General features: G+C 52.7%; 11 protein-coding genes. 10 read left to right on the top strand and 1 reads right to left on the bottom strand.

Annotation, left to right across the window (positions count from 1 at the left end):
• Nucleotides 1–38 precede the first annotated feature (38 nt).
• The gene (locus ACQGXV_RS25200) at nt 39–1,325 is read right to left on the bottom strand and encodes a citrate synthase (RefSeq protein WP_440863557.1); all 1,287 of its coding nucleotides are present in this window, start codon (nt 1,323–1,325) and stop codon (nt 39–41) included.
• 654 nt (nt 1,326–1,979) lie between these two features.
• Here ACQGXV_RS25200 and sdhC point away from each other — a divergent pair.
• The 10 genes from sdhC to ACQGXV_RS25250 all read left to right on the top strand — a co-directional run bounded on the left by sdhC (nt 1,980) and on the right by ACQGXV_RS25250 (nt 14,277).
• Nucleotides 1,980–2,369 carry a succinate dehydrogenase cytochrome b556 subunit gene (sdhC, locus tag ACQGXV_RS25205; protein WP_264645058.1) on the top strand — a complete coding sequence of 130 codons (390 nt, stop codon included), beginning with the start codon at nt 1,980–1,982 and terminating at the stop codon, nt 2,367–2,369.
• The gene (gene sdhD, locus ACQGXV_RS25210) at nt 2,363–2,710 is read left to right on the top strand and encodes a succinate dehydrogenase membrane anchor subunit (protein WP_440863558.1); all 348 of its coding nucleotides are present in this window, start codon (nt 2,363–2,365) and stop codon (nt 2,708–2,710) included. The genes sdhC and sdhD overlap by 7 nt, the downstream gene beginning before the upstream one ends.
• Entirely contained in the window at nt 2,710–4,476 is a 1,767-nt protein-coding gene (gene sdhA, locus ACQGXV_RS25215; protein WP_440863559.1) for a succinate dehydrogenase flavoprotein subunit, read from the top strand. Before sdhD ends, sdhA begins: the two co-directional genes overlap by 1 nt.
• A gap of 18 nt (nt 4,477–4,494) precedes the next feature.
• Nucleotides 4,495–5,211 (top strand): succinate dehydrogenase iron-sulfur subunit, encoded by a 717-nt coding sequence (locus tag ACQGXV_RS25220; protein ID WP_440863560.1) that lies wholly within the window; start codon nt 4,495–4,497, stop codon nt 5,209–5,211.
• A gap of 291 nt (nt 5,212–5,502) precedes the next feature.
• Nucleotides 5,503–8,310: a 2-oxoglutarate dehydrogenase E1 component gene (sucA, locus tag ACQGXV_RS25225; protein WP_440863561.1), complete on the top strand. Its 2,808-nt coding sequence runs from the start codon at nt 5,503–5,505 to the stop codon at nt 8,308–8,310.
• Nucleotides 8,311–8,325: 15 nt separating this feature from the next.
• A complete protein-coding gene (odhB, locus tag ACQGXV_RS25230; protein WP_440863562.1) occupies nt 8,326–9,546 on the top strand; it encodes a 2-oxoglutarate dehydrogenase complex dihydrolipoyllysine-residue succinyltransferase in 1,221 nt (406 codons plus the stop codon).
• A gap of 155 nt (nt 9,547–9,701) precedes the next feature.
• Nucleotides 9,702–10,868, top strand: a complete 1,167-nt coding sequence (sucC, locus tag ACQGXV_RS25235) for an ADP-forming succinate--CoA ligase subunit beta (RefSeq protein ID WP_440863563.1) — start codon at nt 9,702–9,704, stop codon at nt 10,866–10,868.
• Entirely contained in the window at nt 10,868–11,740 is an 873-nt protein-coding gene (gene sucD, locus ACQGXV_RS25240) for a succinate--CoA ligase subunit alpha (protein WP_440863564.1), read from the top strand. The genes sucC and sucD overlap by 1 nt, the downstream gene beginning before the upstream one ends.
• A 204-nt stretch (nt 11,741–11,944) precedes the next feature.
• Nucleotides 11,945–12,841, top strand: a complete 897-nt coding sequence (locus ACQGXV_RS25245) for an IS5 family transposase (RefSeq protein WP_440863565.1) — start codon at nt 11,945–11,947, stop codon at nt 12,839–12,841.
• Between the two features lie 266 nt (nt 12,842–13,107).
• A complete protein-coding gene (locus ACQGXV_RS25250; RefSeq protein ID WP_440863566.1) occupies nt 13,108–14,277 on the top strand; it encodes an IS256 family transposase in 1,170 nt (389 codons plus the stop codon).
• Nucleotides 14,278–14,550: the final 273 nt, after the last annotated feature.

The following is a 14,550-nucleotide window of genomic DNA, read 5'->3' on the forward strand; positions in this document are numbered from 1 at the left end:
AACCCGGCTTTTTGAAGTATTTGCCTTACTGATGATGCTTAGCGATGGTTGAGCGAAGAGGTGAAGTCGCGTTTGTCGTAGCCGGTATACAGCTGACGCGGACGCGCAATCTTCAGGCCGTCGTCGTGCATTTCGTTCCAGTGGGCAATCCAGCCGACGGTCCGTGCCATCGCGAAGATCACGGTAAACATGAAAGACGGAATGCCCATCGCTTTCAAGATGATACCTGAGTAGAAATCCACGTTGGGGTAGAGTTTCTTCTCGATAAAATAGGGGTCGTTGAGCGCGATGTGTTCCAGTTCCATGGCCACTTCCAGCAGGTCATCTTTCATACCCAGCTCTTTAAGCACTTCATGGCAGGTTTCACGCATCACTGTGGCGCGTGGGTCATAATTTTTATACACCCGGTGGCCGAAGCCCATCAGACGGAAGGAGTCGTTCTTGTCCTTGGCGCGTCTGACGAATTCAGGAATGTGTTCAACCGAATTGATCTCTTCCAGCATACGCAGACAGGCTTCGTTAGCACCGCCGTGCGCCGGTCCCCACAGTGACGCGATGCCTGCAGCGATACAGGCAAACGGGTTTGCGCCTGAAGAACCTGCGGTACGCACTGTCGAGGTGGACGCGTTCTGTTCATGATCGGCATGCAGGATCAGGATGCGGTCCATTGCGCGTTCCAGTACCGGATTCACCACATACTCTTCACACGGCGTAGCAAACATCATATGCAGGAAATTGCCGGCATAGGACAGGTCGTTACGCGGGTAAACGAACGGCTGACCGAGGGAGTATTTGTAACACATGGCGGCCACGGTCGGCATTTTGGACAGCAGGCGATACGCGGCAATTTCGCGGTGACGCTCAATGCTGATATCCAGTGAGTCGTGGTAGAACGCTGCCAATGCACCGGTTACGCCGCACAACACCGCCATCGGGTGAGAGTCGCGACGGAAACCGTGGAACAAACGCGTAATCTGTTCGTGGATCATGGTGTGACGCGTTACCGTGGTTTTAAAGGTGTCAAACTGCTCGGACGTTGGCGCTTCGCCGAACAGCAGAATGTAGCAGACTTCCAGATAGGTGGATTTCTCCGCCAGCTGGTCGATAGGGAAGCCGCGATGCAGCAGCACCCCTTTTTCACCGTCGATGTAGGTGATTTTGGATTCGCAAGACGCCGTGGAGGTAAATCCCGGATCGAACGTGAAAAAGCCTTTGGAACCGAGGCTACGGATATCGATTTCATCTTGCCCAAGCGTGCCGGACAACACATCAAGCTCGATGGGCTCTTTACCATTTAGGGTAAGTGTCGCTTTCTTATCAGCCATTTACAGTCTCCTTAGCGCTTTAATTTTAAAAATTCATCACCGAAGAAATACCGTTATGCCTGTACACCGAACGGAGAAACTCGGTCAAAACGCCGAGGTCTCGGCATTTGCACCTATCAGGGTACAGCATCGGGCAGTGGCCGGGCTCACCACCCCATCAAAGGAAAACCGTGTTCTTCTGGTTAGTAACGATTCTCTAAATTCTAGTCTACTCTAGTCATTAACATGACTTTATACGTGGAATTCGACTTTCCACTGTTACACAAGTTATGTCACTTGGGGAAGCCTATCTTGAATTCTTTAACGGGCGACTTTCAGATTGCATCTCTATTTGTAATTTAATTGTTTAATATATGTCAAATTAGTTGGTTAATTTTATATAAAATGTAAAATAAGTGATCTCACTCACTGTTTAGCCGAAATGTCACTAAACAATTTGTGGGCTAATTGTAATAAGATTGTGAAGCACTTATACTCGCGTCAGGTCTCCGGAACCCCCTGAAGTAGGAGCACCCAGCGTGAATAAGTCATGTGCCGTTTAACATGGGATGTTGACGTTAAGGCCAACGTATCACCCGGAAGCATGTGGCTGCATTCTTCGCGCTGTCTGACCTAGAGTTACAGGTCCGGAGGAACGAAAAATAATAAAGGTGTGTGGGAAAATCCGTGAAAAAACAAAGACCTGTCAATCTGGATCTGCAAACGATCCAGTTTCCCGTAACTGCGATAGCCTCAATTCTTCACCGTGTCTCTGGCGTCATTACCTTTGTGGCCGTCGGCATTCTGCTGTGGCTGCTCGGGCACTCTCTTGCCTCAGAAGAGGGATTTCTGTACGCCGCAGCCATTCTGGATAGCGTGATTGTTAAATTTATCCTGTGGGGCATCCTCACCGCGCTGGCCTACCACATTGTTGGCGGATTACGCCATCTGATGATGGACTTTGGCTTTCTGGAAGAAGATCTCGCGTCGGGAAATCGTTCCGCAAGGCTCTCTTTTATCATTACTGTCGTGCTTTCACTACTGGCTGGAGTCCTCGTATGGTAAGCAATGCTTCTGCATTAGGACGTAATGGCGTTCACGATTGGCTGCTCATTCGCGCTTCTGCCATTTTTATCGTGCTCTACGTGATTTATCTCGTGGGGTTTATAGCGACGGCGGGGGATATTACCTACCCCGTTTGGCGCGGTTTCTTCGCGATGCCCCTCACCAAAGTGTTCACGCTGCTGACGCTGTTCGCCATCCTGGTTCACGCCTGGATAGGGATGTGGCAAGTGCTGACTGACTACATTAAGCCGCTGGCGTTGCGTCTGATATTGCAACTCGCCATCGTGGTGGCGCTGCTGGTGTACGTTATTTATGGAACCGTTGTGGTGTGGGGTGCGTGATGAATTTACCAATTAGGCAATTTGATGCCGTTGTTGTCGGCGCAGGCGGCGCAGGTATGCGCGCTGCGTTACAAATCTCCCAAATGGGGCTCTCCTGTGCGCTGTTGTCCAAGGTGTTCCCGACCCGCTCGCACACCGTGTCTGCGCAAGGAGGTATTACTGTCGCGCTGGGCAATACCCATGAAGATAACTGGGAATGGCACATGTACGATACCGTAAAAGGGTCGGACTATATTGGCGATCAGGATGCCATCGAATACATGTGTAAAACCGGCCCGGAAGCCATTCTGGAACTCGAGCACATGGGGCTGCCTTTCTCTCGTCTGGATGATGGCCGCATTTATCAGCGTCCGTTCGGTGGGCAATCGAAGAATTTCGGCGGTGAGCAGGCGGCGCGTACCGCAGCCGCAGCAGACCGCACCGGCCACGCCCTGCTGCACACGCTTTATCAGCAAAACCTGAAAAATCACACCACTATCTTCTCCGAGTGGTATGCGCTGGATTTGGTGAAGAATCAGGATGGTGCGGTGGTAGGTTGTACCGCTATCTGTATCGAAACCGGCGAAGTGGTTTATTTCAAAGCGGGTGCAACGATACTGGCAACCGGCGGTGCTGGTCGTATCTACCAATCCACGACTAACGCCTACATCAACACCGGCGACGGTGTCGGCATGGCGCTGCGCGCTGGTGTGCCCGTGCAGGATATGGAAATGTGGCAGTTCCACCCGACCGGGATCGCAGGCGCAGGCGTGCTGGTTACCGAAGGCTGCCGTGGTGAAGGGGGCTATCTGCTCAACAAGCACGGCGAACGTTTTATGGAGCGCTACGCGCCTAACGCCAAAGATCTGGCTGGCCGCGATGTTGTTGCGCGTTCCATCATGATTGAAATCCGTGAAGGGCGTGGCTGTGATGGCCCATGGGGTCCCCACGCCAAGCTGAAACTCGATCACTTGGGTAAAGATGTGCTGGAATCGCGTCTGCCGGGCATTCTGGAGCTGTCGCGCACCTTTGCGCATGTCGATCCAGTCAAAGAACCGATCCCGGTCATCCCTACCTGCCACTATATGATGGGGGGCATTCCCACCAAAGTAAGCGGTCAGGCGTTGACGGTTAATGAAAAGGGCGAAGATGTGGTAGTGCCGGGCCTGTTCGCCGTCGGTGAAATTGCCTGCGTTTCCGTACACGGCGCTAACCGTCTGGGCGGTAACTCGCTGCTCGATCTGGTGGTGTTTGGCCGTTCTGCGGGCATGCATTTACAAGAATCACTGCAAGAGCAGGGTGAACTGCGTGATGCCAGCGACAGTGACGTTGAGGCGGCGCTGGAGCGCCTGAATCGTTGGAACAATAACCGTACTGGCGAAGATCCGGTAGAAATCCGTAAGGCATTGCAATCCTGCATGCAGAACAACTTCTCGGTATTCCGTGAAGGGGATGCAATGGCGAAAGGGTTGGAAGAGCTGAAGATGATTTGCGAGCGTCTGAAAAATGCCCGCCTTGACGACACCTCTACGGAGTTCAATACCCAGCGCATTGAGTGCCTCGAACTGGACAACCTGATGGAAACTGCCTATGCCACGGCCGTCTCTGCCAATTATCGCACTGAAAGCCGTGGGGCGCACAGCCGCTTCGATTATCCGGATCGCGATGATGAAAACTGGTTGTGTCATTCGTTGTATTTGCCGCAACACGAGAGCATGACGCGCCGCGAGGTGAACATGCAGCCTAAATTACGTCCGGCGTTTCCGCCGAAAATACGTACTTATTAATTTCGCGGAGATGGCACGATGAAACTTGAATTTTCAATTTATCGCTACAACCCGGATGTTGATGACGCACCGCACATGCAGGATTACACCCTGGAGGCGGAAGAAGGGCGCGACATGATGCTGCTTGACGCGCTGATCCAGCTGAAAGAGCAAGATCCTACGCTGGCGTTCCGTCGCTCTTGCCGTGAAGGGGTATGTGGCTCTGACGGCCTTAACATTAACGGCAAAAACGGGCTGGCTTGCATTACGCCAGTCTCGGTGCTGCAACGGGCCAAAGGTAAAATAGTTATCCGTCCGCTACCGGGATTACCGGTAATCCGTGATTTGGTGGTGGACATGGGACAGTTCTATGCCCAATATGAGAAAATAAAGCCTTACTTGTTGAATAATTGGCAGAATCCACCCGCGCGTGAACATTTGCAGTCGCCGGACCAGCGTGCCAAGCTGGATGGATTGTATGAGTGCATCATGTGTGCCTGCTGTTCCACGTCTTGCCCGTCGTTCTGGTGGAACCCGGATAAGTTTGTGGGCCCGGCAGGGCTGCTGGCGGCTTACCGTTTCCTGATCGACAGCCGTGATACAGAAACCAAGCCGCGCCTGGATGCGCTGGATGATGCATTCAGCGTATTCCGCTGCCACAGCATCATGAACTGCGTTAATGTTTGCCCGAAAGGACTCAACCCAACGCGGGCGATTGGTCACATTAAATCGATGTTGTTGCAACGCGGTGCCTAAGGCACACCGCGAAACAGCGTAAGCGCCGCCGCGCAGAGGTAAAACTGCCGTATTGTGCAGTGGTAAGACGTAACATGATTATCCCCCCGGCTCACGGCGGGGGGATGATAGGAAACCTTTAAAAACGGGCTTGTGCGCCAAACCGGTTTTTAAAGGTTCCTTAAAGGGGAATGACACCCTGGCCCTGCGTCTCTGACAGGGAAATGAACCGTTTACGGTGCCTGGTTTTTTTACGGCACAGGACATGTTAACCACGGCGAAAACTGAAGCTTATTAGCTTAAGGGATCACAATGCAGAACGGCGCAATGAAGGCCTGGCTGGATTCCTCCTATCTGGCGGGCGCGAACCAGTCCTACATAGAACAGCTCTATGAAGATTTTTTAACCGATCCGGATTCTATCGATCTTAGCTGGCGGTCTATCTTCCAGCAGTTGCGTACGGCGGGGGTCAAACCCGATCAACTGCATTCCAAAACGCGCGGCTATTTCCGCCGTCTGGCGAAAGATGCCTCGCTCTTTAGCTCCTCTGTGACCGACCCTGACATTGACGCCAAGCAGGTCAAAGTATTGCAGCTGATAAACGCGTTTCGTTTCCGTGGACATCAGCAGGCCAAGCTTGACCCGATCGATTTACGCCCGCAAGCCCCGGTTGCAGAGCTGGATCTGGCTTACCACAACCTGACGGCAGATGACCTTCAGGAAACCTATAATGTGGGCTCTTTCGCCATCGGCAAAGAGACCATGAAGCTTGGTGAACTGTATGAAGCCTTGAAGCGCACCTACTGCTGTTCTATCGGTGCTGAATACATGCATATCACTAGCACCTATGAGAAACGCTGGATTCAGCAGCGTATCGAATCCATTACCGGACAACCTTCTTTCAGTTTGGAAGAGAAGCATCGCTTCCTGAAAGAGCTGACTGCGGCGGAAGGGCTGGAGCGCTATTTAGGGGCCAAATACCCGGGCGCTAAACGCTTCTCGCTGGAAGGTGGCGATGCGCTGGTGCCGATGCTCAAAGAGATGATCCGCCATGCGGGCAACAGCGGCACGCGTGAAGTGGTGCTGGGCATGGCGCACCGCGGCCGCCTTAACGTGCTGGTTAACGTGCTGGGGAAAAAACCGCAGGATTTGTTCGACGAATTTGCCGGTAAGCATAAAGAGCATCTCGGCACCGGTGATGTGAAATACCATCAGGGCTTTTCGTCTGAATTTGCCACCGAAGGCGGTCTGGTGCATCTGGCGCTGGCGTTTAACCCTTCGCACCTTGAGATTGTCAGCCCAGTGGTGACCGGTTCAGTGCGCGCTCGCCTCGATCGTCTCAGCAGTGAGAGCGGTCCGCGCGTGTTGCCAGTGACGATTCACGGTGATGCGGCCATCAGTGGACAGGGCGTGGTTCAGGAACTGCTGAATATGTCCACCGTGCGTGGCTATGAAGTGGGCGGTACGTTGCGTATCGTTATCAACAACCGCATTGGTTTTACCACCTCTAACCCGCTGGATATTCGTTCCACGGAATATTGCACCGACATTGGCAAAATGGTGCAGGCGCCGATTTTCCACGTCAACGCTGACGATCCGGAAGCGGTCGCCTATGTGACGCGTCTGGCGTTGGATTTCCGCAATGAATTCAAACGCGATGTGTTTATCGATCTGATTTGCTACCGTCGTCATGGTCACAACGAAGCGGATGAACCAAGTGCTACGCAGCCGATGATGTACCAGAAGATCAAAAAACACCCAACGCCGCGCAAGGTGTATGCCGATCGTCTGAAACTGGAAAAAAACATCTCGCTGGAAGATGCCACCGAGCAGGTTAACCTGTATCGCGATGCGTTGGACGCGGGCGAATGCGTGGTGGAAGAGTGGCGTGAAATGGACATGCAATCCTTCACCTGGACGCCTTACCTGAACCACGAGTGGGATGAGCCGTACCCCCACAAGGTGGAGATGAAACGCCTGCAAGAATTGGCAAAGCGCATCAGTGAAGTGCCGGAAGCCATTGAAATGCATCCGCGTGTTGTCAAAGTGTACGCTGACCGTGCTGACATGGCGCTGGGTAACAAGCCCTTTGATTGGGGCGGCGCGGAAACGCTGGCCTACGCTACGCTGGTGGATGACGGCATTCCTATTCGTATATCCGGTGAAGACAGCGGCCGTGGTACGTTCTTCCACCGCCATGCCGTGGTGCATAACCAAAAAAATGGCTCAAGCTATACCCCACTAGAACATGTGCATAACGCACAGGGTACGTTTAACGTCTGGGACTCCGTGTTGTCTGAAGAGGCGATCCTGGCGTTTGAATACGGATACGCCACGGCAGAGCCGCGCACGCTGACCATTTGGGAAGCGCAGTTCGGTGACTTTGCCAACGGTGCGCAAGTGGTGATCGATCAGTTCATCAGCTCCGGTGAACAGAAGTGGGGGCGCATGTGTGGCCTGGTGATGCTGCTGCCGCACGGCTACGAAGGTCAAGGCCCAGAGCACTCTTCTGCGCGTCTTGAACGCTACCTGCAATTGTGTGCTGAGCAAAACATGCAGGTGTGCATTCCGTCGACGCCAGCGCAGGTTTACCATATGTTGCGTCGCCAGGCGCTGCGCGGTATGCGGCGTCCGTTGGTGGTGATGTCACCGAAATCGCTGTTGCGTCATCCGCTGGCGATTTCCTCCCTGGAAGAGTTGGCAAACGGTGCGTTCCAGCCTGCTATTGGTGAAATTGACGAACTTGATCCGCAAGGAGTGAAGCGCGTCGTGCTCTGTTCCGGCAAGGTCTACTATGATTTATTGGAACAGCGTCGTAAGAATGAACAGAACAACGTGGCGATTGTGCGCATCGAGCAACTCTACCCGTTCCCGCAGCAGGCGGTTCAGGCGGCGTTAGCGCCGTTTGCGCACGTGCATGATTTTGTCTGGTGTCAGGAAGAGCCGCTCAATCAGGGGGCATGGTATTGCAGCCAGCACCATTTCCGCGAAGTGATTCCCTTTGGAGCGTCTTTGCGTTACGCCGGACGCCCGGCCTCCGCCTCTCCGGCGGTCGGTTATATGTCTGTGCACCAGAAACAACAGCAAGATCTGGTTAACGACGCGCTGAACGTTGATTAAATAAAAGGATAGATAATGAGTAGCGTAGATATTCTTGTCCCTGACCTTCCCGAATCGGTAGCCGATGCTTCCGTGGCGACCTGGCACAAAAAGCCGGGTGACAGCGTCCAGCGTGATGAAGTGCTGGTCGAGATTGAAACCGATAAAGTGGTGCTGGAAGTGCCTGCGCCAGAAGCGGGCGTGCTGGATGCCGTGCTGGAAAGCCAGGGTGCTACGGTGACATCACGCCAAATCCTCGGTCGCCTTCGCCGTGGCGACAGCTCCGGTAAAGAAACCAGCGAAAAAGCGCAGAGCAAAGAGTCTACGCCTGCCCAGCGCCATACCGCTGGGTTGACCGAAGAGAATAGCGACGCGCTTAGCCCGGCGATTCGTCGTCTGATCGGTGAGCACGGTTTGGATGCGGCTGCGATTAAAGGCAGTGGCGTCGGTGGCCGTATCACGCGTGAAGATGTTGAAAAGCATCTGGCGGCACAGGCTGCCAGCGGCAGCGACAAAAAAGCGGAAAAAGTAGCAGAAGCAGCACCAGCGCTGGTCCATCGCAGTGAGAAACGCGTGCCAATGACGCGTCTGCGTAAGCGTGTTGCTGAGCGCCTGCTCGAAGCGAAAAACAGTACCGCCATGTTGACCACCTTTAACGAAGTCAACATGCAGCCGATCATGAACTTGCGCCAGCAGTACGGTGATGCGTTTGAAAAGCGTCACGGTGTGCGCCTGGGCTTTATGTCGTTCTACATCAAAGCCGTGGTGGAAGCGCTGAAACGCTATCCTGAGATGAACGCCTCCATCGACGGCGAAGATGTGGTGTACCACAACTATTTCGATGTCAGTATCGCGGTCTCCACGCCGCGAGGTCTGGTTACGCCAGTGCTGCGCGATGTTGATGCGCTGGGCATGGCTGACGTTGAGAAGAAAATCAAAGATCTCGCAGTAAAAGGGCGCGACGGCAAGTTGACGGTTGAAGAACTGACCGGCGGTAATTTCACCATTACCAACGGTGGCGTGTTCGGCTCCCTGATGTCCACCCCCATCATCAACCCGCCACAGAGTGCGATTCTCGGCATGCATGCCATCAAAGACAGACCGATGGCCGTGGAGGGGCAGGTGGTTATTCTGCCAATGATGTATCTGGCGCTTTCTTACGATCACCGGTTGATCGATGGTCGCGAATCCGTGGGCTTTTTGGTCACGGTAAAAGAGATGCTGGAAGATCCAACACGCCTGCTGCTGGATGTATAGCGCGTGATGGCGTAGACCGCCGCCGCCTGCCGAGCGGCGGTCATACGGTAACGGTATTGGTTTACTTTGTGCTATGCAGCCGTCCTTGGCGGCTTTATCCAATAATATCAAGAAAGTCATGCGACTTATCTTCAAACCGAGATGGATAGAACATCATGAATTTACATGAATATCAGGCAAAACAGCTCTTTGCTCGATATGGCCTGCCGGCGCCTACCGGTTATGCCTGCACCACGCCGCGCGAAGCAGAAGAGGCCGCCTCGAAAATTGGTGCCGGTCCGTGGGTAGCGAAATGTCAGGTGCATGCGGGTGGCCGCGGTAAAGCGGGCGGCGTAAAAGTGGTGAGCAGCAAAGAAGATATTCGCGCGTTTGCGGAAAATTGGTTGGGCAAACGTTTGGTGACCTATCAAACGGATGCGCAAGGTCAACCTGTGCATCAAATTCTGGTGGAAGCCGCAACTGACATCGATCAAGAACTCTACCTCGGTGCCGTGGTCGATCGCGCTACGCGTCGTGTGGTGTTTATGGCCTCGACTGAAGGTGGCGTGGAAATTGAAAAAGTGGCGGAAGAGACGCCGGAGCTGATTCATAAAGCCGCGCTCGACCCGCTGACCGGTCCGCAGCCTTATCAGGGGCGTGAGTTGGCCTTTAAACTGGGGCTGAGCGGCAAGCAAGTGGCGCAGTTCACCAAGATTTTCATGGGGCTGGCGACTCTGTTCCTGGAACGCGATCTGGCACTGGTGGAGATTAACCCGCTGGTGATCACCAAGCAGGGCGATCTGGTCTGTCTGGACGGTAAACTCGGTGCGGATGGCAATGCACTGTTCCGCCAGCCGGAACTGCGCGAAATGCGCGATCCAAGCCAGGAAGATCCCCGCGAAGAGCATGCTGCGCAGTGGGAACTGAACTATGTGGCACTCGATGGCAACATTGGTTGTATGGTGAATGGTGCGGGTCTTGCCATGGGTACCATGGATATCGTCAAGCTGCATGGCGGCGCGCCGGCCAACTTCCTGGATGTGGGCGGCGGTGCAACCAAAGAGCGTGTGACCGAAGCCTTTAAAATCATTCTCTCCGACGACAACGTGAAAGCGGTACTGGTCAATATCTTTGGCGGTATCGTGCGCTGTGATCTGATCGCTGACGGCATCATCGGTGCGGTAGCCGAAGTGGGCGTTAACGTACCTGTGGTGGTGCGCCTGGAAGGAAACAACGCGGAACTGGGTGCCAAGCAACTGGCAGACAGCGGCCTGAATATCATTGCCGCCACCAGTTTGACAGATGCAGCTCAGCAGGTTGTGAAGGCAGCGGAGGGTAAATAATGTCTATTCTGATTGATAAGCACACTAAAGTGATTTGCCAGGGATTCACTGGCAGCCAAGGAACCTTCCACTCTGAGCAAGCACTCGCTTACGGTACGCAACTGGTGGGCGGCGTGACGCCCGGTAAAGGCGGCACAGAGCATTTGGGGTTACCGGTGTTCAATACCGTGCGCGAAGCGGTAACCGCGACCGGGGCAACGGCTTCGGTTATCTATGTTCCGGCACCGTTTTGCAAAGACTCGATTCTGGAAGCGATTGATGCGGGGATTGAACTGGTCATCTGTATTACCGAAGGCATCCCGACGCTGGATATGCTGACCGTGAAGGTGAAGCTGGAACAGAGCGGCGTGCGAATGATTGGGCCCAACTGTCCGGGCGTTATCACCCCCGGAGAGTGCAAGATTGGCATTATGCCCGGCCATATTCACAAGCCGGGAAAAGTGGGGATCGTTTCTCGTTCAGGAACGCTGACCTATGAAGCGGTAAAACAGACCACGGACACCGGGCTGGGTCAGTCAAGCTGTGTCGGAATTGGTGGTGACCCGATTCCGGGCTCCAACTTTATCGATATTTTGGCGTTGTTCGAACAGGATCCGCAAACCGAGTCCATCGTGATGATCGGTGAAATCGGTGGTACGGCGGAAGAGGAAGCGGCAGCCTATATCAAAGCGCATGTCACCAAACCGGTGGTCGGGTATATTGCCGGTGTAACGGCGCCTAAGGGCAAGCGTATGGGCCATGCCGGTGCCATCATTGCAGGCGGTAAAGGCACAGCGGATGATAAATTCGCGGCACTGGAAGCCGCTGGCGTGAAAACGGTGCGCAGCCTGGCGGATATCGGCGATGCCGTGAAAGCGGTGCTGGCGCGTTAGTTCCTCGCCATAAACGCGTACTGTAAGTATAGCCAACCGACTTAAAAATGATTACATCCTATGCCCTGATATGCGGCAAAGAAGCATAGCTGGCTGTTATCAAAATAATGTCGCTTGGCTATATTAATCCAATACTCAATATATTAAGAACCTATCCCAAAAGGAATTGTCAGTTAATAAGTAATGGCAATTTCTGAGGGAAGTATGGCAATCAATAAGTGGCAGATCAGCGATGAACTCTGGGGGAAAATGGTTCCGTTGCTCCCGGAACACAAAACCCACCATCCGCTGGGTACGCATCGCAGGCGGGTTGATAATCGTGCCGCAATGAACGCCATTCTCTTTGTGCTCAGAACGGGTTGCCAGTGGAATGCCCTGAATGCCACCGGGATATGCTCGTCAAGCTCCGCTCACCGCCGCTTCCAGGAGTGGCGGGATGCAGGAGTTTTTGAACGGTTCTGGCAGAACGGGTTGCTGGCCTGCGAGCAGCTGGATGCTATCGACTGGTGGCTGTCGATGGATGGTTGTATAGCCAACCGACTTAAAAATGATTACATCCTATGCCCTGATATGCGGCAAAGAAGCATAGCTGGCTGTTATCAAAATAATGTCGCTTGGCTATATGACGAAGTCACCGCTGGCAGGCTCAAAAAAACAGGACGGAATCCCACAGACCGGGGGAAACAGGGTGTAAAGCGTAGCCTGATGACCGATGCGAACGGGCTTCCCCTCTCTCTGGTTGTCTCAGGGGCAAATACCCACGACATAAAGCTGGTTGCTGATACTCTCGACGCCCTTCAGACGGGCAGACCCGGCAGAAAGCTCCGCCTCTGTCTGGACAAAGGCTATGAAGCCGGATGGCAGGAGGCCTGTCTGAAAAGTCGTCGTTACGAACCTCATATCCAGTCAAGGAAAGAGGAGTCGGAAGCCATCAAAAACACGGATTTTAAAGCTCACCGCTGGGTAGTGGAGAGAACGCACAGCTGGATGAATCGCTTTCGTCGGGTTCTGACTCGCTGGGAGAAGAAAGTCGAAAATTATGAGGCGATGCTGCATTTTACCTGCGGCATCATTGTCTGGAATAAAATCCTATTGGGATAGGCTCTAACTATAGCAACATTAAATCAACAATTTAAACAATGTGGTTATCATTAAATCATCTACGCTTGATAGTGCGATAAATTAACTCTGCGCGAGTAAGTCAAAAATTGGTTTGCTAATTGATACTGTTGTTACGTTTATTTCTACATTTGATTAACAAGTAATCGCATGGAGAAAACCTGGTAAACCTGAAATTAACATCTGGCGAGAGTGTAAAAAGATCTGTGTAAATGGCATTTTGAGGAAAACCTTCAAAGGATAACAAAATGCCTATCAGCAACGAACTTATTGACCAACTGCTTCAGGATTGCCACTCCCCTCAGGAGCTTCTGGGTGAATCAGGACTACTCAAGGAGCTGACTAAAAGACTGGCGGAACGGGTTCTTCAAGCTGAGATGGAGATACACCTTGGGTATGCTAAGCATGACCCGGCTGGTAATAATTCAGGCAACTCCCGCAATGGCAAGACATCCAAGAGCGTACGTAGCCAAAATGGGGAGATCGAGCTCGATATTCCGCGCGACCGCAACAGTACCTTCGAGCCGACACTGATCGGTAAGCACGAAAAGCAGCTTAACGGCTTCGATGACCGCATTATTTCTCTCTATTCCAGAGGGCTATCAACCCGTGATATTCAGGCTCACTTTAAAGAAGTCTACGGGGTCGATGTTTCCGCTGGCTTCATTTCTCAAGTGACCAATGCCGTGATGGATGACGTTAAGCGCTGGCAGCAACGGCCGCTGGATGCGTTTTATCCCATTGTTTACCTTGACTGTATTGTAGTCAAAAGCCAGGACGGCGGAGCCGTGACCAACAAGTCTGTTTACTTGGCTCTAGGCATCAACGGCCAGGGCGAAAAAGAGCTGCTGGGGCTATGGATAGCCAAAACCGAGGGGGCCAAGTTCTGGTTATCTGTAATGACAGAACTGAAAAATCGTGGGCTACAGGACATCTTCATCGCCTGCTGCGATGGCCTGAAGGGCTTTCCTGATGCCATTGAAGCTGTTTACCCGCATACGCGGGTACAGCTCTGCATCGTGCATCAGGTGCGGAACTCGCTGCGCTACGTCGGCTGGAAAGAGCGTAAAGCCGTTGCTGCTGACCTCCGCACTATCTATAGTTCCGCAACGCTAGAGGGCGCTGAAGAGGCCCTGGATGCCTTCGCGGCCAAATGGGATGAGCAGTTCCCGACGATCAGCCCATCGTGGAGAAATAATTGGGAACGTCTCATCGTCATTTTTGATTTTCCGCCGGAGATTCGCAAGGTTATCTACACCACCAACGCGATAGAGTCGTTAAATGCTTCATTGCGCAAGATAACGAAAACGCGACGAATATTTCCAACGGATGACTCTGTGCTAAAATTATTCTATCTAGCCTTGCATAATATCTCGGCTAAATGGACCCTACCAATCAGAGACGGCTTTGTTGAATAATTTAACCGTTTGATTTACATCTTCTTTAGGTAGAATGCATGTACAGAGACTGTATTTTGTTAGAACGACAAATCAAGTAGTTAGCACAATAAAAAGCATTACGGCTGGAAAACTTAGTTGTTGAAGTGTTATAATAATTATGTAAATCAGCATGTTAAATTATTCAACAAAGCCATCAGAGACTGGAAACCGGCTATGAGCCAATTCATGTTGATGTATGGAGATCGGATTTCCGGTTAAGCGATGGAGCCATTTACACGAAATTCTTTACAG

This window comes from Symbiopectobacterium purcellii, assembly GCF_052050035.1.
Lineage (GTDB): Bacteria > Pseudomonadota > Gammaproteobacteria > Enterobacterales > Enterobacteriaceae > Symbiopectobacterium > Symbiopectobacterium purcellii_A.

Excerpts from the sequence above, each read along its gene's own strand:
- ACQGXV_RS25200 (WP_440863557.1), bottom strand. The coding sequence starts at position 1,325 with ATGGCTGATAAGAAAGCGACACTTACCCTAAATGGTAAAGAGCCCATC.
- sdhD (WP_440863558.1), top strand. The coding sequence starts at position 2,363 with ATGGTAAGCAATGCTTCTGCATTAGGACGTAATGGCGTTCACGATTGG.
- sdhA (WP_440863559.1), top strand. The coding sequence starts at position 2,710 with ATGAATTTACCAATTAGGCAATTTGATGCCGTTGTTGTCGGCGCAGGC.
- ACQGXV_RS25220 (WP_440863560.1), top strand. The coding sequence starts at position 4,495 with ATGAAACTTGAATTTTCAATTTATCGCTACAACCCGGATGTTGATGAC.
- sucA (WP_440863561.1), top strand. The coding sequence starts at position 5,503 with ATGCAGAACGGCGCAATGAAGGCCTGGCTGGATTCCTCCTATCTGGCG.
- odhB (WP_440863562.1), top strand. The coding sequence starts at position 8,326 with ATGAGTAGCGTAGATATTCTTGTCCCTGACCTTCCCGAATCGGTAGCC.
- sucC (WP_440863563.1), top strand. The coding sequence starts at position 9,702 with ATGAATTTACATGAATATCAGGCAAAACAGCTCTTTGCTCGATATGGC.
- sucD (WP_440863564.1), top strand. The coding sequence starts at position 10,868 with ATGTCTATTCTGATTGATAAGCACACTAAAGTGATTTGCCAGGGATTC.
- ACQGXV_RS25245 (WP_440863565.1), top strand. The coding sequence starts at position 11,945 with ATGGCAATCAATAAGTGGCAGATCAGCGATGAACTCTGGGGGAAAATG.
- ACQGXV_RS25250 (WP_440863566.1), top strand. The coding sequence starts at position 13,108 with ATGCCTATCAGCAACGAACTTATTGACCAACTGCTTCAGGATTGCCAC.